21 protein-coding genes are annotated in these 23,205 nt (G+C 64.7%); 7 read left to right on the top strand and 14 right to left on the bottom strand.

The annotated features are described in order from the left end of the window. Positions 1-214: 214 nt before the first annotated feature. Complete coding sequence (locus CVN68_RS02605) at positions 215-691, bottom strand: hypothetical protein (protein WP_100280824.1); 477 nt, start codon at positions 689-691, stop codon at positions 215-217. A gap of 142 nt (positions 692-833) precedes the next feature. Beyond that, positions 834-1,310, bottom strand: a complete 477-nt coding sequence (locus CVN68_RS02600; protein ID WP_100280823.1) for a hypothetical protein — start codon at positions 1,308-1,310, stop codon at positions 834-836. 224 nt (positions 1,311-1,534) lie between these two features. Between CVN68_RS02600 and CVN68_RS02595 the strand changes: the two genes are divergently transcribed. After that, positions 1,535-2,140 carry a TetR/AcrR family transcriptional regulator gene (locus CVN68_RS02595; protein WP_100280822.1) on the top strand — a complete coding sequence of 202 codons (606 nt, stop codon included), beginning with the start codon at positions 1,535-1,537 and terminating at the stop codon, positions 2,138-2,140. Position 2,141: 1 nt separating this feature from the next. Here CVN68_RS02595 and CVN68_RS02590 read toward each other — a convergent pair whose 3' ends face one another. Both CVN68_RS02590 and CVN68_RS02585 read right to left on the bottom strand, forming a co-directional pair. Then, positions 2,142-2,603, bottom strand: a complete 462-nt coding sequence (locus CVN68_RS02590) for a DUF2147 domain-containing protein (RefSeq protein ID WP_100284172.1) — start codon at positions 2,601-2,603, stop codon at positions 2,142-2,144. A 66-nt stretch (positions 2,604-2,669) separates the two neighbouring features. Beyond that, positions 2,670-6,011 carry a TonB-dependent receptor domain-containing protein gene (locus tag CVN68_RS02585; protein ID WP_100284171.1) on the bottom strand — a complete coding sequence of 1,114 codons (3,342 nt, stop codon included), beginning with the start codon at positions 6,009-6,011 and terminating at the stop codon, positions 2,670-2,672. Between the two features lie 282 nt (positions 6,012-6,293). On the opposite strand from CVN68_RS02585, the gene CVN68_RS02580 reads away from it, so the two are divergent. The 6 genes from CVN68_RS02580 (at position 6,294) to CVN68_RS02555 (ending at position 12,513) form a co-directional block, all read left to right on the top strand. Then, positions 6,294-6,959, top strand: a complete 666-nt coding sequence (locus CVN68_RS02580; protein WP_233503539.1) for an ABC transporter ATP-binding protein — start codon at positions 6,294-6,296, stop codon at positions 6,957-6,959. Then, on the top strand, positions 6,953-8,152 hold the full coding sequence (locus tag CVN68_RS02575; protein ID WP_100280820.1) for an ABC transporter permease: 1,200 nt from the start codon (positions 6,953-6,955) through the stop codon (positions 8,150-8,152). Before CVN68_RS02580 ends, CVN68_RS02575 begins: the two co-directional genes overlap by 7 nt. A 64-nt stretch (positions 8,153-8,216) precedes the next feature. Continuing rightward, on the top strand, positions 8,217-9,608 hold the full coding sequence (locus CVN68_RS02570) for a TolC family protein (protein ID WP_233503538.1): 1,392 nt from the start codon (positions 8,217-8,219) through the stop codon (positions 9,606-9,608). Next, positions 9,605-10,882 carry an efflux RND transporter periplasmic adaptor subunit gene (locus CVN68_RS02565; protein ID WP_100280818.1) on the top strand — a complete coding sequence of 426 codons (1,278 nt, stop codon included), beginning with the start codon at positions 9,605-9,607 and terminating at the stop codon, positions 10,880-10,882. Before CVN68_RS02570 ends, CVN68_RS02565 begins: the two co-directional genes overlap by 4 nt. A gap of 129 nt (positions 10,883-11,011) precedes the next feature. Then, the gene (locus CVN68_RS02560; RefSeq protein ID WP_158298671.1) at positions 11,012-11,527 is read left to right on the top strand and encodes an RNA polymerase sigma factor; all 516 of its coding nucleotides are present in this window, start codon (positions 11,012-11,014) and stop codon (positions 11,525-11,527) included. A 35-nt stretch (positions 11,528-11,562) separates the two neighbouring features. Then, positions 11,563-12,513 (top strand): FecR family protein, encoded by a 951-nt coding sequence (locus CVN68_RS02555; RefSeq protein WP_233503537.1) that lies wholly within the window; start codon positions 11,563-11,565, stop codon positions 12,511-12,513. A 7-nt stretch (positions 12,514-12,520) separates the two neighbouring features. Here the strand turns inward: CVN68_RS02555 and CVN68_RS02550 are convergent, their stop codons facing one another. The 10 genes from CVN68_RS02550 to CVN68_RS02505 all read right to left on the bottom strand — a co-directional run bounded on the left by CVN68_RS02550 (position 12,521) and on the right by CVN68_RS02505 (position 23,102). After that, the gene (locus tag CVN68_RS02550; RefSeq protein WP_100280815.1) at positions 12,521-14,407 is read right to left on the bottom strand and encodes an alkaline phosphatase family protein; all 1,887 of its coding nucleotides are present in this window, start codon (positions 14,405-14,407) and stop codon (positions 12,521-12,523) included. 32 nt (positions 14,408-14,439) lie between these two features. Further along, a complete protein-coding gene (locus CVN68_RS02545; protein ID WP_100280814.1) occupies positions 14,440-14,862 on the bottom strand; it encodes a hypothetical protein in 423 nt (140 codons plus the stop codon). Positions 14,863-15,475: 613 nt separating this feature from the next. After that, on the bottom strand, positions 15,476-17,152 hold the full coding sequence (locus CVN68_RS02540; RefSeq protein WP_199560189.1) for a GMC oxidoreductase: 1,677 nt from the start codon (positions 17,150-17,152) through the stop codon (positions 15,476-15,478). 22 nt (positions 17,153-17,174) lie between these two features. Next, positions 17,175-18,014, bottom strand: a complete 840-nt coding sequence (locus CVN68_RS02535) for a sugar phosphate isomerase/epimerase family protein (protein WP_100280812.1) — start codon at positions 18,012-18,014, stop codon at positions 17,175-17,177. Then, positions 18,011-18,568 (bottom strand): gluconate 2-dehydrogenase subunit 3 family protein, encoded by a 558-nt coding sequence (locus tag CVN68_RS02530; protein ID WP_100284170.1) that lies wholly within the window; start codon positions 18,566-18,568, stop codon positions 18,011-18,013. The genes CVN68_RS02535 and CVN68_RS02530 overlap by 4 nt, the downstream gene beginning before the upstream one ends. Next, the gene (locus tag CVN68_RS02525; protein ID WP_100280811.1) at positions 18,568-19,392 is read right to left on the bottom strand and encodes a 3-keto-disaccharide hydrolase; all 825 of its coding nucleotides are present in this window, start codon (positions 19,390-19,392) and stop codon (positions 18,568-18,570) included. Before CVN68_RS02525 ends, CVN68_RS02530 begins: the two co-directional genes overlap by 1 nt. 10 nt (positions 19,393-19,402) lie before the next feature. Then, the gene (locus CVN68_RS02520; RefSeq protein WP_100280810.1) at positions 19,403-20,311 is read right to left on the bottom strand and encodes a hydroxypyruvate isomerase family protein; all 909 of its coding nucleotides are present in this window, start codon (positions 20,309-20,311) and stop codon (positions 19,403-19,405) included. Beyond that, entirely contained in the window at positions 20,308-21,609 is a 1,302-nt protein-coding gene (locus CVN68_RS02515) for an MFS transporter (RefSeq protein ID WP_100280809.1), read from the bottom strand. Before CVN68_RS02515 ends, CVN68_RS02520 begins: the two co-directional genes overlap by 4 nt. 33 nt (positions 21,610-21,642) lie before the next feature. After that, a complete protein-coding gene (locus CVN68_RS02510; RefSeq protein WP_100280808.1) occupies positions 21,643-22,686 on the bottom strand; it encodes a sugar phosphate isomerase/epimerase family protein in 1,044 nt (347 codons plus the stop codon). A 23-nt stretch (positions 22,687-22,709) separates the two neighbouring features. Further along, positions 22,710-23,102, bottom strand: a complete 393-nt coding sequence (locus tag CVN68_RS02505; RefSeq protein ID WP_100280807.1) for a c-type cytochrome — start codon at positions 23,100-23,102, stop codon at positions 22,710-22,712. Positions 23,103-23,205: the final 103 nt, after the last annotated feature.

The raw sequence follows: 23,205 nt of genomic DNA, 5'->3' as shown, positions 1-23,205 counted from the left end.
CGATGTGCAGCACCAGCCAGCCACCGCCTGGGACGGGCTGCGCGGGCGCGGAAAAGTAAAGAAGGCCGAGCGGCTACCTTGCCTGGATCAGGTTCGGCGTCGGGTCGAAGACGGCGACCGACAGGTTAGGCGCATTGCCGCTCGGCAAGGTCGGTGGAGTTCGCACTCAGAAGTACAGGGCCGGACGGCACTGCCGCCCGGCCCCGGATACGCATCAGGGGATAGTGAAGGTCACCGTCGGCGAGACCTGGACGCGGCCCGTGACGCGGCAAGGGCTGCCGCCAGAGGTCGACGGGATCGTGGCGTTGGCGTAGGTGATCACCCCGGTAGCCTGGTTGTACGCCCCGGTCAGGGTGCCCGCGCAGTTTCCGGTAATTGCCGTGACGACGACGCCGTTCAGCGTGACAGCCGTGAGCGAGCCCGAAGTGACCGTATAGGGGGTGCCCGAGAACGTTACCGAAGGGCACAAACCGCCACTGAGGGTGATCGAGCTCACGCTCAACGCGCCGCTCGAGACCGAGCCGGTGCCGGCGAGACCGCAACTGAGGGTGATCCCCTTGCTGACGGTGATGTTGCCGATACTGGCCAAGCTGACGGCGCCATTCGGCGAGAAGGTCTGCGCCGATGCCTGGGGCGCAATGAATGCGACCGATGCGACAAGCGCGCCTGCTGCCAGGATTTTCTTGATCATTATTCCTCTCCTCTGTTTTTATAGGCATTGGACTGCCCGTTCGGAGGCGGCACACCCTGCCTCCCCCACTACAATCGACGCGGACGGAGCGGGACCGGGGGGATGTCGCGCGAAATACAGGTCAAAGCAGCGGACAAATGGATCACGGGATGGTGAAGATCACTGCGGGCGAAAGCTGGACCCTGCCGTACAGGCGACAAGGATTGCTGTAGGTGGTCGACGGGATCGTGGCGCCGCGGAAGGTGATAACCCCTGTCGACTGGTCGTAATCTCCAGTCAGGCTGCCCGCGCACCCTCCTATCCATGAGGAGATGACGATCCCGTTCAGCGTGATCGAGGTCGGCGAGGACGAACTGATCACATAAGGTGTGCCCGTGAAGACCACCCCGCACCCCCCGCCGGAGACGGTGATCGAGCTCACGCTGGCCGCGCCGCCCGAGACCGACCCGATGCCGTTCAGACTATTGCAGGTAAGGGTGAGCCCATTGTTGAAAGTGATCGAGGCGATACTGGTCAGGGTGAAGGGGCCGTTTGGCGAGAAAGTCTGCGCCGATGCCAAGGGCACCAGGAACACGGCGGACGCTGCAAAAGCGCCTGCTGCCAGGATTTTCTTGATCATCGTTTCTCTCCTCATTTAGGGATTGGAATGCCCGCCCGGAGGCGCACTTCCTGCCTCCCCATTTGCAGAGACGCGCGCGCAACGCGTTCCGGGGGACGTCGCGCGAAATACAGGTCAAGGTGGTGGCAGATGTGGATTAGTTGCGTGAAAGAAGAGACCCGAGCGGGCGCAAGTCTCCACATTGCCTATTTCGTCACGCCAAATTCTTCGACTAAAGCCGAGGCATGACCGTCTCATACACCAAGCGGCGCAAGCGCAGCGCGACCGAAGCGCGCGACGAAGCACTCACCGCCGCCCGCATCCTGCTCCTCGAGCAGGGCCCGGCCGCAGTCACCCTCGCCAATGTCGGCCGGGCCATCGCGATGTCGCACACCAACGTCATCCATCATTTCGGTTCGGCCGGGGGGCTCCAGACCGCGCTGATGGAGGCGATGATCCGCGACCTCGCCGACGCGCTCGGCGAAGCGGTCAGCGCCCTCTATGTTGATGCGGAGGCGCCGACGCGTCTCGTCGACCGGGTGTTCGACGCGTTCGGCAAGGGCGGTGCCGGCCAGCTCGCCGCATGGCTCGTGCTCGCGCGCGAGCTCGACCATTTTGATTCGCTCGAGCAGGCGGTTGCCGACCTCGTCGCCGCAGTCCGCGCCCGGGTGCCGGACAGTCCGGACAGCGAGGCACGGATCCGTAACATCGTTCTTCTGATCGCAGTCTGCGCGTTCGGCGACGCACTGATCGGGCCCCATTTGCGGCGCATGCTTGGCCAGGAGACAGGCGCCACGCGCGAACTCATCGCCCAGATCCTGCCGTTGCTGATCGCGCCGCCGCGCGGCTAGTTCAGCGCGCGCGTCGCCACGTCTGGGTCTTGCACAGGAACATCGCGAGGCAGCCCTGTACCTTGAGCGTGTCGGAATTGACCAGCGTCAGCGTCCCCGATCCGGCCCGGTTGCCGGTCTCCGGATCGTAGAGCGGCCCGCCCTTCCATTTGCCCGGCCCGCCCGCGAACCCGTTCAGCACCCGCGTGCCCAGCACCCTGCGGCTTCGCTGCGCCGGGTCCGGGTTGCGCACGTCGCGCTGATCGGGATTGACGCGCAGCCGCGCTCCGTCGACCACCCGGCCACACAGCGCCTGCCCGCAGCGATGGATTTCAACCACCCCGCCCTCGCGCTCGGTATGCCAGCGGCCGATCAGCGCCCTGTCGCCCGCCTGCCCCGTGGGCGCCGCCGCAGCGGTCGGCGCGAGCACCAGCCCCGCCGCCGCGGCAAACACCCCCCACACACGCCCATAGGGTTTCTTCATGACCGCCTCCTTACTAACACCGATGTTCATAACATCGATATAAACATCAGTGTCAATATCAAAGCATCAAAAGCGTTTCGCCAGACGGAATCCGAAGATCCGCGGCTCCAGCGTGAACACGTTGGTGGTCAAGCCGGTATCGTCGGAGTTGGTGAAGGCGTCGGTGATCGGCGTGCCGTTGAAGACGTTCTTCACATAGAATTGCGCGGTCATGTCCCATTTCGCATTCTCGAGCGTGAACGCCAGATTGGCATTGTCCCACCCGCGCAGCCGATCATAGGCAGTGTTATAGACCCGCGCATAGCTCGCCCCCTGGCGGTAATAATCGCCGCGCAGCGTCAGCTTCCATTCGTCGAGGAACAGGCTGTATTGCGCGCCGACGTTCAGCGTCAGCCGCGGCGAATTGGGCAGTTCGTTGCCGCTCAGATCGGCATAGAAGCCGCGCCCGCCATTGGGCGCGCCGCTGCGTGCAGCGGTGCTTCCCAACGGTCGGATCGGGCTCTGCGCGGGATCGTAAGGCAACAGCGGATCGTAGAGAAAGCCAAACGTCGCATAATAAGCCTGCTGCCCGTTGGGCAGATTGGGGTCATAATCACCCAACCGGTTTGACGCGCTGCACAAAGCTGCCAGCGCCATCGAGCCAAACCCACCATCGGCGTCCTGCGTCAAAGGCGAACTAAGGATCGCCTCGACCGCGACCCGCGGGGCCACGCAGTTGGACGGCACCTGCACCCAGGGACGCACCACCACCCAGTCGGGATTGCCCTGGGTACGGTCCATCACATCGATGGACTGCTCGCCATCGGCGATACGGGTGCGCAGATAGCCGAGATTGGCATCGATCCGAAAGTTGCGTGAAGGCTGCCACCATGCCTCCACCTCGAGCCCCATCGAAGTCGAATCGAAATTCTCGTTGAGCGAGATGCGATCGACGATCTGCGAGACCTGGTAGTTGGTATAATCATAATAGAAACCGGTCAGGTTCAATCCGGCCTTACCATTGGCGAAGACGTTCTTGGTGCCGATCTCGAACGCGTTGACATATTCGGGCGCGAAAGTCTGCGCGAGCGGCTGGAAGCGCACGATCTCCGGATCGAAATCCACCCGTGGCGGATTGGAGCCCCCGCCTTTGTACCCGTGCGAGAAGGATGCATAGATCAGTGTGTCGTCCGAGAAGCCGACATCCGGCTTCCAGTCGATCACCGCGCGACCGCTGAAACGCCGCCACTTCTGGACGATGTCGGGTTGCGCCGGATAGCCGATCGCCGCCTTGCCTCCGGTGGATATGCCGATATTCTCGCCGATGCCCAACAGTAACTGGCTCGGATAGGGCGTACTGGTCTTGGTGTCGTTGGTGTAGCGCAGCCCACCCGTGAGCTTCAGCCGGTCGGTGAGCTTGTAGTATAGCTCGCCGAACAGCGCCCAGCTTTCGGTCTGCACTTCGTTCTTGCTGCGGAAATAATTATGCCCCTCGCCGTTGATCTTATCGATCGGGTTGGGGTCGATATAGATGCAGTCGGCGCTCGCGTCGGTGGGACTGGTCGGCTGGCAAGCTCGCGTTTTCAGGTAATATAGCGCGTTATCGAAATCATACCTATCCTCGAATGGAACAAGGTTATAGAAATATTGCCCTATCATGCTGAACAAGTTACTAAATACGTAGTAATCATCTTTAGATTTGAAGTTAAGATAGTTGCCGCCAAGATTGATATTGAGCGGCCCGTCCCAAGAGGATTGCAGGCGGAGTTCCTGCGTCCATTGTTCGTTACTCGACTGGCTGAGGTCTACCGAGAGGAACCGGCTCGACGCACCCAGTTGCGGATCGGTGAAGACCCCGCCGGGCGTCAGATTTGGCGCCACGACGGCGAAACCGAGCCCACCGCCGGTCAATCCCGCCGCAGTCGAATCGCCGAAGATCGGATTGGAAGCGAACCGGCTGTAATCCTGCGAGGAATAATAACGATCCCGCGCATAGGCAGTCTGCGAAATCAGCTGCAGCCCCTCGCCCAGTCCAACGTCCAGGTTGAGCTGGTAGAAGTCGTTCTTGGCGCGGAAAACCGGATCATAGCTGGTCGAGATCTCGCGCAGGTCACGTGACTGGGTGATGCCTTCGTAGGGATCGGTCGAGGGCGGCACCGCAGACACCGGCCTGCCGTCGGGCAGATCCCCAAGCGTGATGAGGCTTCCGATGAAGATGTGCGGGAAGCTTTCCGCATTGGGAACGCCGAACGCGTCATCGGAAAACAACGTCCGCGACTGACAGCCCTGGCTGAACCGCGCGCGCAAAGCGTCGGGCACCGGGGTGCTGCCGATCTGGGTCGGTCCGGGATCGCGTGTGCACAATTGCTTGCCGCTGCGCGAGCGATTGTCGTCTTCCTCGAAATGCTGCCAGATGACGCTCGCGCGGAAGCCGTCCGAAGGTTCCCACAGTGCGGAGACGCGGGTTGTCCACAGGTCGCGACCGTTCACGCGCGTGTCGTTGAAGCTGTTATACTCGAAGCCGTCACGTTTCGTGTAGGCGCCCGCCGCGCGCACCGCGAGGGTCGAACTGAGCGGCAGATTGACCATCCCGCTCACCCGGCGGGTCTCAAAATTGCCGACCTCAGCTTCGATCTCGGCGCTGAACTTGTTCGAGGGCAGCGCCGGCAGCACGTTGACCACGCCCCCGGTCGCGTTGCGGCCATACAGCGTGCCTTGCGGCCCGCGCAGCACCTCGACGCGCTGGAGATCGAGGAATTCCTGCTCGAACAGCCGGTTGCGGATCAGCGGCGTGTTGTTGAAGCTCACCGCCACCGCCGGATCGGTGCTCGCCGAAACCGCCTTGGTCCCGACCCCGCGGATCGAGAAATTATAGCCCGAGAAATTGCTCTTGGAGAAAGTCACGTTGGGGATCGCACGCAGCAGTTCGCCGCCCGTCTCGATCTTGAGATTGTCGAGCGCCGCCCCCGTAAAGGCCGAGACCGCGATCGGCACGTCCTGGATCGATTCCTCGATCTTCTGTGCCGTGACCACGATCTCGTTCTCGTTCTCGTTCTCCACCGTCTGCGGCGGCGTCTGTTCCTGCGCGGCGCCCACCGTCATCGCGCGCGCGGCGACGACGACATAGAGGTTCCCGCGCTGGCGATAGGTCAAACCGGATCCACGCAACAGCGCGCCCAATGCGATCTCGACGTCGCTGGTCGCGGTATAGCGCGCCGCCATCTTGCCCTGGGTCAAAGCCGAATCCGCGAGGATCGACACTCCGCTCTGCATCGCCAGGTCGCGCAGCGCCGTGGCGAGCGGCTGCGCCTCGATCTTGAAGCTCGTCTCCCGTGGTGCCGCCTGCGCTGCCGCAACGGTGGCGGCCAGTCCCGGAATGGCTACGCCGATAAGCAGAATATGACGCAACTTCGGCGCGATGGCACCCATGAACATCCCCTCCCTGATCGAGGCTGGAGCCTCTGTTGTCCGCCGCGGCATGCCGCAGTCTAGAACTAGGACGTGCGTCGAACGAGATCGGGGGGACGGAAAAAAAATATCTACATTGATGTCAGCAAGCAAGCATTCGCAACTGCAACAGCCGGCATCACGCCGCACCGCACAACTTGGCCGGAACACCAGATCGGCAGCAAATCCGCCGCTATTGACAAGAATCGGACGATCATTCCTGTTCCGGCCCGGTGGAGGGTCGGTGTGCTTAGGCTTGAGGGCGTGTCCAAATACTATGCTGCGCCTCATCGTGCGATTGCCGTGCTCGAGGACGTCACATTGTCGGTCGACGGCGGCGAGTTCTGCGCGCTCGTCGGTCCGTCGGGTTCGGGCAAGAGCACGTTGCTCAATCTGATCGGGCTGCTCGATCAGCCGAGCAGCGGAACGCTGTCGATCGACGGGGAAGCGGTCGGCGGATGCTCGGCGCACGAAAGCGCGCGGCTGCGCAACCGGCTGATCGGCTTCGTCTTCCAGTCCTTCCACCTGCTGCCGCGCCTCACTGCGTGGCAAAACGTAGCGCTGCCGCTGCAATATCGGGGCGTGCCGCGCGACCAGCAGCGCAAAACAGCGGAGGCGATGCTTGCGCGGGTAGGCCTCGCCGATCGCACCGGGCATCTTCCGGGACAGCTTTCGGGAGGACAGAGCCAGCGTGTCGCGATCGCCCGCGCGCTGGTCGGCGCGCCGCGGCTGTTGCTCGCCGACGAGCCCACCGGCAGTCTCGACAGCAGCACAGCGCAAGACGTGATGGCACTGCTCGCGGCACTCAACGCCGAGCTTGGCGTGACCGTGGTTATGGTCACACACGACCGCGATCTCGCGGCGGCATGCCCGCGCCAGATCGCGCTGCGTGACGGACGGGTGCTCGGCAACGGAGCCGGGACATGCTGATCGCGCTGCCTGGCAGCCATGCGAGGCTAGGCGATACGCTGGCCGAGGCGTGGAGCAACCTGCGCTCGCAAGGCCGCCGTTCCGCGCTCGCGCTGCTTGGCATCATGATCGGCACCGCCTCGATCATCGCGATGCTCAACAGCGGCCATATGGCGCAGCGTGAATCGCTGAAGCTGTTCGCGAAGCTGGGAGTCGATATGCTCCATGTCCAGGCGGCCCCCACCGGCGATCGCCCGGCGCTCCTTTCGCAAGCGATGATCGACGCGCTTCCCCGCGCCGATCCAGACGTAGTCGAGGCGATACCGTTCGCCAGCAATCGTGCCATCGCGCGCGCCGGCAGCAAGACCGAAAACCTCGCTATCCTCGGCGCGCCACCAGCGCTGGCAGCGCTTGCGAAGCTGCGCCTCGCCGCCGGGCGGCATCCGACCGCCATCGAGGATTGCGCGCTCTCCGCCGTGCTTGGCGACGCCGCCGCCCGTGCGCTTTCGGCTCCCGCCGCGGCGATCGGCCCGGGCAGCAAAGTGCTGGTCGGCGGCTATGGCTATACAGTCGTCGGGGTGCTCGCGCCCTCGACTCCCGAAACCCTCGACCCCGTCGACTACAACATGGCGGTGCTAATATCGCTCGGCTGCTCGGGGCGGATCATCCCCGGTGGCGGCCCCACCGGGCTGCTCGTCCGGCTGCGCCCGGGCGCGGACACCGCGGGCGCCGGCGAACGGATCACTGCGCGCCTAACTACCCCCGACGCGAAGCTCACCGTGCTCGACGCCCGATCGATCCTGCGGACGATGCAGGAGCAAAAGGCAGTCCATTCGCGGATGCTGATCGGGATCGGCGCGGTGTCGCTGCTCGTCGGCGGGATCGGCGTGATGAACGTCATGCTGATGAGCGTGATGGAGCGCCAGCGCGAGATCGGCTTGCGCGCCGCGACCGGCGCCACGCCCACCGACATCCGGCTGTTGTTTCTCGTCGAAGCGGTGCTGCTGACGGTCGCTGGCGGTGCGATCGGCTCGGCGTTCGGCGCAGCGATCGCCTGGGCCATTGCCCACAGCTCGAGCTGGGATTTCGACCTCGCCCCGTGGACGCTTGCGCTCGGCCCCGCCGCGGCGAGCGGCATGGGGCTGATCTTCGGCCTCTATCCCGCGATCACTGCCTCGCGGCTCAACCCGATCGAGGCGCTGCGTGCGGATTAGACGGACGCTCCTCTTATACGCGTTGTTGTGCGCGCCGCACGCTGCGCTGGCCCAGGCGCATGCGGTGTCGCCGATCGCCGGCGTGCCCTCCCCCTCGGGCACCCGGCCCTCCGAAGTCGATCGGTCAGTGCCAATCAGCCTCGTCGATGCCGTCGCACTGGGTGTGCGCGACAATCGCGACATCCGCGCCGCTTTTCTCGATCGCGCGGTACAGCGCTTCCGCCTGCGCGCCGCCGAACAGCGTTTCGCTCCGCGGCTGGACATCCTCGCCGATGTCTTTCGCGAGGACGTCGGCGGAATCGTCACCAGCCAGGCCAGCGTGGGGGGAACCGGGAGCCTGCTGCTCCCCAGCGGCGCGCGGATCGGCTTCGTCTGGGATCGCCGCCAACGGCTCGACCGGCGCGGGGACAGCGACGTCGCGACACTCGCGGTCACCCAGCCGCTGTTGCGCGGCGGCGGCTTTGCCGTGAATCGCGCGCCGCTGAGGATCGCCCGGCTTCAGGATTCGATCGAGCGGCTCGCGCTCCGCAATACGCTCGCCGAGGGGATCAGCCGAATCGCCTTCGCCTATCGTTCGCTTCAGCAGGCTCAGGAGCAGGTTCGCCTCGGCGAACTCGCGCTGGCGCGCACCGCCGAGTTGATCGCCACCAACCGGGCGTTGATCGACGCCGGCCGGATGGCCGCCGCCGACATCGTCCAGAGTGAAGCCGATCAGGCCAACCAGCAAGTCGCGCTCCATCAGGTGCGGCAGCAGCGCAATTCGGCGCAACTCGCCTTACTCGAGCAGCTCGCGCTCGATCCCGCCACCAACATCATCGCCGCCGATCCGATCGCAGCCGAGCAGGTGCCGATCGACACCCAACGTGCCATCGAGATCGCCCGTACCGGCCGGATGGACCTGCTCGCCCAGCAACGTGCGGTCCAACAAGCACAAGAGGGCCTGCGGCTCGCCCGCAACCAGCGGCTATGGGACCTCTCGCTGGTCGCCACGGCGACGCGGTCGGCCGGGCGCGATCCGTTCGGCCCGTTCCCGACTCTCAACGACAACCGGGTCGGCCTGCAATTGGCGATTCCGCTCGGCGATCCTGCCCCGAAACTCGCAGTGATCGAGGCAGACACCAGCCTGCGGACTGCCGAGCTGCGCCTCGAAGCGCTCGATCAATCGGTCGAAACCCAGGTCCGCGACGCCGCGCAGCGCGTCGAGGCGGCATGGTCGCAGGTCGAAGCCGCCCGGCGATTCAAGGCGCTCTCGGCACGCGCGGTCGAGATCGCTCGCGACAAGCTCGCTGCAGGCCGCTCGAGCAATTTCGAAGTGCTGTCACTACAGGACGCGCTGCGCACCGCCGAGATCCAGGAGCTCACATCGATGATCTCTTACCTCGACGCGCTGACTTCGTTCGATCTCCAGATCGGCGCCACTCTCGAAAGCTGGAAAATCGAATGGAGCGGCGAATGATCCAGACCCTCCGTAGCCGCCGCGTGTTCTGGTTCGGACTCGCTGCTTTGCTCATCCTCGCGCTCGGCTGGTGGTGGACCAGCGCGCGCGCCGACAAGGCCGCCGTTCCAGCCGAGCGCAGCCTTGTCGTCCAGCGCCAGCCCTTCGTCGCCACGCTGACCTTTGCCGGCAAGATCGCGCCGGGCGACGCGGTGAGTATCACCGCGCCGTTCGATGGGGCGGTGCGGACGATCGACTTCGCTTATGGCGCGCGCGTCGCGGCAGGCGACATGCTGCTCGTGCTCGACACGCAGGAGATCGCCGCGACGCGCAACCAGGCCGAAGCCACCTGGCTCAAGGCGCATGAACCTGCCGACGACATCGCCAATTGGCCGCGCGGCCCGGAAGTCGCCGCCGCCCGCCGCCGCGTCCACCTCGCCGCGCTCGAACTGGCACGGCTCGAGCGCGAGGCACGCGAAAGCCGGCGCCTGCTCGACAAGGGGCTCATCGCGCGCAACGAGCATGACGGTGTCGAGCAGCAGCTGGTAGCGCAGCGGATGACCGCCGCCGCCGCCAATGAAGAGCTCGCTGACACGCTTGCGCGCGGGAGCCCTGCCGCTGCGCGGATCGCCGGGCTCGAGCTCGAAAATGCCCGCGCCGGGCTGCGCCGCACCGAAACCCAGATCGGCCAGGCGGTGATCCGGGCGCCGGCATCGGGCGTACTCGTCGCGCCGCCGGCATCGGGTGCGAAGCTGGTAGAAGGCCCGCTCCACCCTGGAACCCGCGTCACGCGCGGGCAGCTGATCGGCACGGTGGCGCGCGACGGCGGATTGTCGGTCACCTTCGAAGTCGACGAGTCCGATGTGAACGCGCTCGCGGTCGGCCAGCCGGTGATCGTCACCGGCGCGGGGTTCGCCGGCCTCGCGCTGGGCGGCAAGGTCGCTGCGATCGCCGCACCGACCGAAGCCGCCACCGGTCCGACCCGCTTCGTCGCCAGCGCCCGGCTCGATCCTTTGCCCGCCGACCAGGCCGCGCGGGTGCGCATCGGCATGAGCGCCGCGGTCGCAGTGATCACGTATCAGGCGCCTGCCGCGATCGTCGTCCCGCCCGAGGCGCTGATCGGCGCTGCGCCACAGGCCAAGGTCAATATCCGCGCCGCCGGGCATACCATCGAGCGCCAGGTAACCGTCGGCCGGGTCACGCCGGCCGGCGTCGAGATCCGCGCGGGGCTCCGCCCCGGCGAGACCGTCGTCTGGGCCGACCCCGCCGCACCGCCACAGCAGGGAACCGACTGATATGGCGCACCCGCAATCCCCCCGCCCGCCGCGCCCGCGCGTCTGTCACCTATGGGCGGGGTTCGTCTGGAGTGAGCGGGGATCGAAGCCATGTGGTCGCGCACCACATCATTGCAGGTGGAAAGCGCGGTGAGCGGGGCATCGCGCACCCAGCCCGAGCTGGCCGGCTGGGTACGCCAGCATGGACCGGCGCTGCGCAGCTATTTCGCCCGCCGCGTCAGCGAAACCGAAGCCGACGATCTCGTCCAGGAAGTTTTCCTCCGGCTCCACGCGATGCGTCGGGATACCCCGGTCGAGAATGTCGACCGCTTCATTTTCACAGTCGCGCGCAATATCCTGATCTCACGATACCGCTATCACAAGGCGCGACTGGCGGGTGCACACGAGCCACTTACCGAAGCATCCGATCCGGTCGATACGCTGTCGCCTGAACGGATCGTCATCGGCGTCGACGAATATGAGCGCACCGTCGAGGCGATCCTCCAGCTGCCGCCGCGGGCACGTGCCGCGTTCCAGTTTCACCGGTTCGAGAAGATGACCTATCAGCAGATCGCGGCTCGGATGGGCATCTCGCATGAGTCGGTGAAGGAGCTGATCCACCGCGCGCTGGTACGGTTGGCCGAACAGCTGGACATCGGCGCATGATCCGGCTGCTGCGCTCTCGCCTGGACAACCGCCGCATGCACGCAGCCGGCCGCCTGCTGGCCCGCCACGCGCACCCCGAAGATCTGCCCGACCGGGCCGAGACCGCGCTCGACGAAGAGGCCATGCTCGAAATGGAGCGGCTTTGGGCGCTCACCGGCGCGGTTGCCGACGATCCGCGCATTCGCGCGGCGATCGAGGACGATCTCGTGCGCTTCCAGCCCGTCGCGCCGATGCGCCGCTTCGCGCCGATCGCCGCCGCTCTGGTCCTCAGCATTACCGGCATCGGCTCGCTCGCGTGGTTCGGCGGCAGCGACCGCACGCAGCAGATCGCCGCCGCCCCGGTCCCCAGCGTCTCGACCGCGGTAGGCCAGCGCAAGCGCATGACGCTGTCCGACGCCTCTAGCGTGTCGCTCGACACCGACAGCGAGATCGCGGTCCGCATGGACCCGAACGCGCGCAACGTGATGCTCCGCCGCGGCCGCGCCTATTTCAAGGTAACCAAGGACTCCCACCGCCCCTTCATCGTCTCGGCCGGAGACAAGCGCATCCGCGCGGTCGGAACAGCATTCGAAGTGCGGATCGACAAGGGCGAAGTGATCGTCACGGTGACCGAAGGCACGGTCGAAGTTACCGAACGCAACTCCCGGCGCGCCATTCCGAATTCGGCGCGGATCGGCGCGGGTACCCAGCTCGTCACGCTGCCGCACAACGACTGGGCGATCCGCCAGGTCGACGCTGCGCAATCGACCACATGGCTCACCGGCCGGCTGTCCTTCGTCGACGAGCCGCTCGCCAGGGCAATGGACGAGATGAACCGCTATTCGCGCCAGAAGCTGGCCTTCCGCGACGGCCGCACCCCCGACGAGCGCATCCTCGGCGTGTTCCGCGCCGGCGACACGCTCGCACTCGCCCAGGCGATCGAGCTCAACGGGTTCGCGCACATCGTCGAGGTCACACCCGATCGGATCCTCGTCGAGGCCGAGTAAGCACGCCTCACCGCAACGGCAGATGCGGCTGGAGCGCCATTAGAAAGGCCCGGCCATCGCCATGCGTCTGCAGCCGTGCTCGCGCCGCATGGGTCTCCGCCGCAGTGAGCGGACGGCCCGCGGCGATCCCGGACGCGCCGATCAGCACGCTTTGCTGGATGCTGTTGAGCGGCTCGCTGTCATCCGGCTCGGGTATCACGGCAAAGGTGGCCGGCGGTGTCGGTAGCGTCGGCCACACTTGCGCGGTGGTTTCCGTCAGCACGAAGGCCAGATTGGGCGCCGCGGCGATACGCGGGCTGGGCAGCTTCGAAGCGAACGCGTCAGACAATCCCTGCCAGTCGCGCAACGTCGCGAGCACACTGGTATGATCCAGCGGCACCGATGTGTTGCTGCGGAAGACGGTGCCGGGCGTCACCCAGGACGAGATGATGATCGCGGGCACGCGAACCCCGAACCGGTCGAAGGTGAAGTTCTCGCTCGATGAGACCGGACCAGGCTCCGGCGGCTGCGCGCCCAAGGGCGGCTCGACATGATCATAGGTCCCGCCATGTTCGTCGAACAGGACGATGAACAGGATGTTGTCGCGGTACGGGCTCTGCTGGATCGCCGTGTAGATCGTCGCGAGGAACTGCTCGCCCGGGCGCACGTCGTGGGGCGGATGATAGCTCTCGTCGTTGCCGAGCACCCCGAAATTAGGCTCTACGAAACTGAACGCGGGCAGCTTCTGGTTGGCAGGAGCACTCGCCGGCTGCGCGCAGGTCGCCTGGAAATCGCTGATCGCGGCGAAGTTGGTTTCATTGCCGAGATATTTGGTCAGGAACATCGTCTTGGTCAGCGATTGCAGCGTGCCGTCGTTATAGACCATCCATGACAGGTTGTTCCCGCCGAACACGTCGAACACCGTATTGATGTCCCACGGCAGATAATCGTCGTTGTTGATGTGGGCGTCCGAGGAACCAGTCTGCACGAAGCCGCGGTTGGGCCAGGTCTGGCTCGGCACCGAACAGAACCAAGCATCCGACACTGCGAACGAAGTCGCGAGCGTGCTGATGATCGGCAGCTGCGCCACGCTGTAGCATTGCATGATCTGCTCGGCCGGCGTGCCGGGCTGCTGGGTGACATAGTCGGTCAGGAAGCCGCCCATGTCGTTCGAGATCTGGACAGTGACATGGTCGAACTCCTCGCCCGGATCGGGGCTGGGCACGAACCATTCGCTGATCGTCGAACTGCCTTCGAGCCAGTCGGTGGTGCCGTTACTCACATAGACCGGTTGACCATTGTTGACGCTCGGGTCGGTGTTGAAGAAGGTGCTTTCGAGCCCGTCATAGCTCGGCGACGAACCCGCCGGCAGCACTTGTGCCGGCGCGGCGGCGCCCGGGTAGATCCAGCCGAGCAGATTATCGAGCGAGCGATTCTCCATCATCAGCACGACGACGTGATCGATCTGCGGCAGGATGGCGTCCTGCAGCTGCGAGACCGCGAATACCACGTCGTCATAGGTGCCGTCAGAGACATAGCTGGCAGTGACATTGTAGGTCAGGCCATTGCTGGCAACGAACTTCAATTGCGTGTTGTTCGCCTGCCAGCCCGTGCCGCTGCCGTCGACGACGATCTGCACGGCGATGTCGCTGCTCGCGAAGGTGCCGACGAGCTGGACCTGCAGCAGCATCGACGAACCGCCGACCGCTACGGTCGTGATGACCGTCCAGGTGTCGTGATCGGTGATGCCTTCGTTGCGATCGATCCAGTAGAGCTCGGTCTGCCCGCCGCCGGTTGGGAGGCTGATACTGCCACCGGGAGCGGACCAATATTCACTGCTCAGCGCCGGCGAGATCTGGGTCGACGCCGAAAGGCCGTCTGACAAGTCGTTGGCGACATAGACATTGGTGGGCATGACATATCCTCCCCTGACGCGTGCGCGCGCGATCAGATCGCGATGAGCGAATAGGTGACGTCGTCGTAAGTGCCGTTGAGGAAGAAGGTGCCGTCGATCTGGTAACCGGCGCCGTCGCCACCGCTGAACTCGACCGAGGTGTTCTCCTCGCTCCAGCCGCTGTCGTGGGCACCTGCGACAATGCGGATCTTGATGTCGCTGCTCATCGCCGTGCCGGTCAGCGATTCCAGCAACTGGATATCGACACCGTCGAAGGCCAAGCTGGTGGTGAACACCCAGGTATCGCCGTCGGTGATGCCGCTGTCCCGATCCATCCACAGGATCGCCGTCTGCTGACTGCCCGGAGCGGTGTTCGTATCGATCCCCCAATAATCGCTGCCGAGCGTGGGCGTCACGGTCGTGTCGAGCGACAGCGACGTGTCGGTCCCGTTTTGAATATTGACGTTGGTCGGCATGAAACCCCTCCTCTGAAATGCGGGCATACGCCACGCGGATCCAGTCGAGACACCGACGGCTTCCGAGCGTCTCACATGAGCAATGGCCGGCCGATCAAGGCCCAGATCAAGCAAAGCAGGTCCCACGCTGCCGATCGGTCAGCGAGCAGGTAAAATTCCATCTCTCTCGGTTAAAACTGAGCCGTTACAATAAGAGTGCAGTTACGCAGAAATAATCTAGATATTGCGTACAATACAAAATCCTTGGTTGTGACGAAGAATAACCATAGCAAGCCTGATTCGCAACTTGAATCCGCACAGCATCTCGCAATCCTATGAAAAACTACGCGTACACCAAGTTACTCACCAAGGTCATTATTTTACATTTAAGCCGCAAGTGCTCGATGTGACCGGATAATTTCGAAAGAAGAGCAGTGCTGCCAAGGACCGCAGGTTGAGGTTATGCAGCGCGCCGCAATCGCCGGCACCAGTCGCGAAACTACCGGGCTGGGCTGTGTCGAATGGAGGAAGCGGGCGGCACCCGACGCGCATGACGCTTCCACCCGGCGCAACCGCGAGCGGCCGCTGCCGGGTGTGGGAACGGCCCCCCCGCTTGTGCCGGGGTCGATCGGTCCTAGATCGCGCCCGCCTTGAACTGCTTGACCGCATGATCGGCAGCCCGCGCAGTGAGCGCCATGAAAGTCAGCGATGGGTTCACGCACGAGATCGATGCCATCTGCGCGCCGTCGGTGACGTACAGGTTGGCGGCATCGTGCGCCTGGCTCCATTTGTTGAGCACCGACTGGCGCGGATCCATGGCCATCCGCGCCCCGCCCATTTCATGGATGGCGTCGCCGGGCACATGTTCGCTGCGCTCGCTGGTGACGTTGAGCAGCCCCGCCTTGCGCAGCATCGCTTCGCCTTCGCTTCGCGCATCGTCCATCATGCGGATCTCGTTCTCGCGGAACTTGACGTCGAAGCGCATCAGCGGGATTCCGAACCGGTCGACCTTGTCGGCGTGAAGGCTGACCTTATTGTCCTCATAAGGCAGACATTCGCCGAAAGCGCCCATGCCGAACTTCCACGGCCCATAGCCACGCATACCCTGCTTCATCGACGCGCCGAAGCCTTGCGGCTTGGCCGGATCGCGCCGTGCGCTGCCTTGGTAGCCATAGCCGCGGCGGAAGCCGATCCCTTCCTCCCCGCCGACATTGCGGAAGCGTGGGATGTAGACCCCACCCGGCCGCCGGCCATATTCGATATAGTCGGTCATGCCGGGGATCTCGCCCGAGATGCCGACGCGGAAGATGTGATCCATCACATAGCGACCCAGCGTGCCGCTATTGTCGAAATGGCTCTTGCCGGTGCCGGGAATCCGCGAATTCATCAATATCTGGGTCGACGCCATCGCCGAGGCGCAGAGGAAGACCAGCCGCGCGGGAATCACTTCGGCCTGCTTGGTCTTCGTGTCGATCACGCGGACGCCGGTGACCTTCTTCGTCTTCGGGTCATATTCGAGATTGGAGACGACGGCGTCCGAGCGCAGCGTCAGCCGGCCGGTGGCGCGCGCCGCAGGCAAGGTGACTGCCTGGGTAGAGAAATAGGCACCGAACGAGCAGCCGCGCCCGCACTGGTTGCGGAACTGGCATTTGCTGCGGCCCTGATCCGGCTTGTCCTCAGTCATGTTGGACAAGCGGGTGTTGATCAGCTTGCGGCCCGGCGAACTTGCCTCGAGCCGCTCCTTCACCCATTTCTCGGCGATGTTCATCTGCATCGGCGGCTGGAACGCGCTGTCGGGCAGTTGCGGCAGATTCTCGCGCGAGCCCGATACGCCGATATACTTCTCGACATAGTCGTACCAGGGGGCGAGGTCCTCGTAGCGGATCGGCCAGTCGATCCCGACATTCTCGCGCTTGTTGGCTTCGAAATCCTCAGGGCTCCAGCGGAAGCTCCAGCGTCCCCAGATCAGCGACTTGCCGCCGACGGCACCCGGACGGATCCAGTAGAATTTCTCACCCTCGTCATATGCATATGGGTTGAGCCGGTCGTTATTGTAGAACTTCTGGTTGGAGGGCGAGACATAGCCGTGCTTGGCGATGAAATAATCGCTCTCGACCAATGCCTTGGGCATCATATCTCGCGCGGGGATCTCATATGCCGGCTTGCCGTCATAGTCGTAATTCTCGCCATGCTCGACCATCACGCCGCGGTCGAGCATCAGGACCTTGAGGCCCTTTTCAGTCAATTCCTTCGCTGCCCATCCGCCGCTCACTCCGGAGCCGATGACGATCGCATCGAACTTGTCGGCCATCATTTTGATCCTCGAATGAAGGTTACGCGCCGAGACGGCTGAGGGTGGCGAAGCTGGTCTGGATGTCGGGAAGATACGGCGCGGGTGACTGATCGTTCTCGACGTAGAAATGCTTCACGCCCGCAATCTTGTTGAGCGTGAAGATGTCGGCGAAATCGACCACACCCTTGCCGACGCTGGTCATTTTGCCGTCGGCGGTGCGATCCTTGACGTGATAGGCGTAGATGCGGCCTGGCAGGCGCGCGATGATCGCCTTGGGATCCTCGCCCGCGGCGATCGCCCAGAACAGGTCGAGCTCGAGCTTGACCAAAGCCGGATCGGTGTCGGCGACCAACGTGTCGAACAGGCTCGTTCCGCCAGGCTTCACGGTAAACTCGAAATCATGGTTGTGATACGCGAAGCCGATCCCGAGCTTCTTCAGCCGCTCGGCATAACGGTTGAAGTTGGCGACCGCGGCTTTCCAACCGTCCGCGTTGCGATGCGCGTCAACCATGTAAGGCACGACGAGGGTATCGGCGCCCAGCGCCTTCGTCATCTTGACCGCGCCGTCGAAGTCGGCAGCGAGCGCCTCGTAGCCGACATGGATCGAAGGCGATTTGAGCCCGAGCCGATCCATCGTCTTGCGGAGCGCGGCATGGTCCATCTTGTCATAGCCGCCACCGCCATATTCGACTTCGCGATAGCCGATCGCCGCCACCTTCTCGAGCGTGCCCATCGGGTCCTTCGAGAAGAGCTCGCGCACCGTGTAAAGCTGAAGCCCGATCGGCTTCGCCTTGAACGCGCGCGCCATTGCCGGCCCTGCCGCGAGCGTCGTCGCCAGCGCCGCGCTGCCGGTCATCCATTGCCGTCTGCTGATCATCATGACGAGAACACCTTGTTGACCTGAGAATAACGATAGGCGCCGTCATATCGGCCAGGGACCGGCAGATACTCGCGCTCTTGGGTGATGCCGACTTCCGACGTGAAATAGCCGGTGATGACCAGCTGGCGGAACTTCTCGAAGAAGCCCTTCCCTCCGGGCAATTTGTCTTCCATCGCCAGCGTCAGCAATGCATCCTGCTGCGTCGGCGTCGCCTTGTCGCCCGCCACCCTATAGTCGGCCTGGGCCCGCGCCTCGATGGCGTCGAGCCCGGCGAGGATCGGCTTGCGATCATCGGGACTGGCCCAGTCGGCGAGCAACTTTTCGATAAATGCGGGCACCCCCGCGGTGATCGCGCCGGGCGTATCGGTGGTCGGCATCACCCGCTCGCTGAGCGCGGTCATCAGCGCGCGCTGCTGTGCGGTGAACACCGGCGACGAGGGCGGGCCGCCGCTGATCGGCGTCACCTGCGCCGCCGCCGCACGGGCGATCGGCGCGAACAGCGAGGCGCCGAACATCGCGACCACTCCGGCCAATGCGTCTCTGCGATCGATGATCATTTCACGGTCCCTTCGAAGTCGTAGCTCGCCGCCATCTCAGGCAGTGGGCGCACCCAGATATTGCGGAACGAAACCGGTGAATTATGGTCCTGGAGCTGGATCGGTGCGGCGTTGCCGTGTGCCGCATAGGTGCCGACTTTTCGCCAGATCGTGCCGCCGAGCCAGGGCTGACGGTTCTGCACCAGCACCCCGTTCAGGAACGCCGTGATATAGGCCGGGCGCAGTAATTTGCCGTCGGGGCCGAAATGCGGGCGCTCGAAGACGACGTCATAGCTCTGCCACTCGCCGGGCGGCCGCGACGGGTTCACCAGCGGTGGCTTCCAGCCATAGATCGCGCCGACGGTGCCGTCGGCATAGGTCGGGTTATTGTATCCATCGAGAATCTGGATCTCGTAGCGCTGCATGAACCAGATGCCGCTGTTGCCGCGATCCTGCGAACTCTTGGCCGGCGGATACGGCGAGCGGAATTCGAGGTGGAGCTGGACGTCGCCGAAGCTTTGTCTGGTGACCAATGCGTTCTCACCGCCGCCGGCGCCCGGCACAGAAGTGGCGGCATTGTCCTGGACCGTCCACGGCGTCGTCTGCGGCTGCCACGCATCGAGCGATTTGCCGTCGAACAGCACCACTGCGTCCGAAGGCGCCCCGCCGGGCGCCGCGGCCGGCGTCACCACCGTCGGATACGGTCGGTCGGCATCATGGACCTTCCACTTGCCGTCGGGCAAAGTCGGCGTGTCGGTGAAGCCGGGCTTGTCCTGCGCCGTGGCGGGGCTCCCGGCCGTGATGGCCACCGCAATCGCGGTGCCCCATAGGGTACGCTTCACTGCTTCCTCCTCATGCCGCGTCGATTGCGCGATAGGCGGCGATCAGCCGCTCCTCGCCCGCGCGTCCGTCGATCGAATTGCCGTGTTCCATGCCGATCACTCCGGCAAACTGCTTGGCGCGCAGCCAGCGCACCACATTGCGATAGTTGACCTCGCCACTGCCCGGCTCCTTGCGCCCGGGGTTGTCGCCGAACTGGATATAGGCGATCTCGTCCCAGCAGGTGCCGAGCGTGTTGATCAGATTCCCTGCCTGGATCTGCTCGTGATAGAGATCGGCGAGCACCTTCACCGCCGGGCTGTTCACACCCTTCGCCACCGCGAAGCCCTGCGGGATAGTCTGCATGAACACCCCCGGATGGTTCACGATCGTGTTGAGCGGCTCCATCACCATCACCAGCCCGTGCGGTTCGACGATCTCTGCCGCGCGGCGCATCGTGTCGATCACCCGCCCGGTCTGGATCTCGACGGGCAGCTTGCGGTCGAGAAAGCCGGTGACCACCGTCATCCACTTCGCGTTCAACCGCTTGGCGACATCGATCGACGCGCGGATGTCGGCGAGGAATGCCAGACGCTCAGCATCGTCGTTGCCGCCGAGCAGCGGCCTGAACTCGGCCCATTTGGGCATGCTCGCGACGAACACGCCCATCGTCATGTTCCGCTGCCGGAGCGCGCGCGCCATCGCTTCCTGCTCGGCGACGGTGCGGCCCGCCGCCTCGTTATCCTCCCATGCCGTGAAGCCCTGATCGGCGGCGAACGCGATCTGCTCGAGCCGGTTGCCGCGGCTCTTGAAGCTGCCTTCATGCGGCGCATAGCCGAGCGACAAGCGCGCCGCGTTTTGGCTGGGGGCCGCGCGACTCATCGTCGCCGCACCCGCCGTAGCGGCGCCCGCCGCCAGTATCGATCGCCGGCTGAGCTTCATGCCGCTTCGCCCGCGAGCGCTGCCCGCGACTTGCCGCGCTCGCGCAACCAGATGAAGCCGAACACCGCCAGCAGGACGATCGGCAGGATCGCCAACCGCTGGAACGACACGGAAGCCGCCGCATCCTCGACCGCCAGCTTCGCCGCCCCGGTAAGCGCCGCGAACGCTTCGGGGCCGCCGGCGAACTCGATCTTGGCTTGGTCGAACATCGCCCCCAGCCGCGGCAGCACGAAGAAGCTGGCGAGTGCGCCGGCCGATCCCACCAGCCCCATCGCCCACGATCCGCCGCGCGGATAGCGTTCGGCGACCGAGGCGAGCATTGTCGGCCACATCACGCAGACGCCCAGCCCCCATACCGTCGCGGCGAGGATCGCCGTCACCGGCGACTGCGCCTGGCTCAGCATGAACAGCCCGATCGCGGCGAGCAGGCTCGATACCCAGAGCAACCCCGGGTTCGAGATCTTGTTGGCGAGCCGGCCCGCGAAATGGCGGAACACGAACATCAGCGCGTTGACATAGACCAGCAGCAGGATGCCGCGCATGCCCACCCGGTTCGACAAGGCGACGTCGATCCACTGGCCGGGCGCCAGTTCGGACGCTGCGGTCAGGAACATCGCGCCGAACCAGATGAAGAAGCTCGGGCGGCGAAACACTTCGCTCACCATCTCGCCGAAGCCGACGCCGGTCTCGGAGCGAAGCGGCGGAGGGAAGGTCGTTGTCGCGGCGATCGCCACGGTCGCGACGGCGGGGATCATCACCAGCGCCATGATGCCCTGCCACGGCAGCGTCGCCGACAGGAGGAAGCCGGCCAGCCCGCCGATGATGATACCGCCGGGGAACCAGGCGTGCAGCACGTTGAGCCGGTGGGTGGTGTCCTCGGGATAGAGCTGCGCGGTCAGCGGATTGATCGCCGCCTCGGTCAGCCCCCAGCCGATGCCGCTGAGCAGCATGCCGAGCCAGACCAGAGTATAGACGGTCATCCCGGTCGCGAGATGGCCCGCGGTGACGATCAGCAACGGGCCGAGAATGAAGCACAGCCCCGCGCCCAGCAGGCACCGTTTCATGCCGATCTGGTCGAGAAATGCGCTGGCGACGAACAAGGTGATCGCGAAGCTGAGGAACGCCGCACCCAAAGCGGCGGCGAGCAGTTCGCCCGCCTGCAATGGGGCGATCGGATCGATCCATTCGGTCTTGAGCCCGCTCGCGATCGCGCCGCGAATCGCGAGGCTCGATGCCGCGGTGAACAGCGCCAGCACGCTCAGCCAGAACAGCCTCGCCTTGTTCAATGTCGTCGCCATCGAGGTCCCCTCCCCTTTATCATTCTTGGCTCGTCAGCTCAGTCCCAGCAGCTTGCGGTTGAGCCCCGGATCGCCGCCGCCCGCAAAACTGTCGAATGCCCTGTCCGCCTTGCGGATCATGTGCGCCGCAATGAACGGCGCGCCTTCGCGGGCGCCGTCTTCGGGATGCTTGATGCAGCATTCCCATTCGAGCACCGCCCAGCCGGAATAGCCATATTGCGTCAGCTTGAAGAAGATCCCGCCGAAATCCACCTGGCCGTCGCCGAGCGAACGAAAGCGGCCGGGGCGATCGACCCAATCCTGGAAGCCGCCATAGACCCCGGACCGGCCGGTCGGATTCAGCTCCGCGTCCTTGACGTGGAACATGCGGATCCGCTCGTGATAAATGTCGATGAACGCCAGATAATCGAGTGCCTGCAGCACGTAATGGCTAGGATCGTAGAGAATGTTAGCGCGTGGGTGATTGTCGACGCCGGCAAGGAACCGCTCGAAAGTCACCCCGTCGTGCAGATCCTCGCCGGGATGAATCTCATAAGCGAGATCGACCCCCTGCTCGTCGAAGGCGTCGAGGATCGGCCGCCAGCGCTTCGCCAGTTCGCCAAACGCTTCCTCGACCAGTCCCGCGGGGCGCTGCGGCCACGGATAGAGATAGGGCCAGGCGAGCGCGCCCGAGAAGGTTGCGTGCGCATTCAGGCCCAGCCGCCGGCTGGCTTTGGCGGCGAGGTGGAGCTGCTCGACTGCCCAGGCCTGTCGCTCGGCCGGTTTGCCGCGCAGCGCCTCGGGCGCGAAGCCGTCGAACGCCACGTCATAGGCGGGATGCACCGCGACCAGTTGCCCCTGCAGATGTGTCGAAAGCTCGGTGATCTCGACGCCGGCCTCGCGGCAGGTGCCCGCGAGTTCGTCGCAATAATCCTGGCTCTCGGCAGCCTTGCGCAAGTCGATGCAGCGGCTGTCCCAGGTCGGAATCTGCACGCCGATATAGCCGGCATCGGCCATCCAGCGCGCGGCGGAGGGCAGCGTGTCGAACGGCGCTGCGTCGCTCATGAACTGCGCGAGGAAAACCGCTGGACCCTTCATGCCTCCCCCTCTTCGGCCCGAATTCACTTAGACGTTTCCGCCTTGAGATACGCGATCAACGCGGCGCGCCTGGCCGGATCGGTCACCTTGATCACCATCCGGGTGCCGGGCACCTTCTGGGTCGGCGCAGCGAGAAATTGATCGAGCGTCTGCGCGTTCCAGACGAGCTTCGACGCCTTGAGCGCCGGGCTGTAGTTGAATCCGGGCGCGGAACCCGCCTTGCGACCGAACAGACCGTGGAGATTGGGACCCATCGTGCCCTTGCCCCCGGCCTGAAGCGTATGACAGGCGCGGCAGGCGGCGAATGCCTGTGCACCTTGGTCGGCGACGGGAGCCGCGCCGATGGCCGGCAACGCTGTCAGCGTCGCCGCGCATAATGTTGCTGCCACCGGCAGCAATACGAACAGAGATTTCATTATCCTCTCCGGTCTCGAAACGATCGGCTGGCAGTATCTAATCGGTTGCCGCCGCGCGGCGCAACCATTTATCAGATATAAAAGCGACCGGCCGTTTGGCCGG

This window comes from Sphingomonas psychrotolerans, assembly GCF_002796605.1.
GTDB lineage: Bacteria > Pseudomonadota > Alphaproteobacteria > Sphingomonadales > Sphingomonadaceae > Sphingomonas > Sphingomonas psychrotolerans.
Note: the sequence above shows the minus strand (reverse complement) of the source record. Positions and strands in the feature narration are given on the sequence as shown.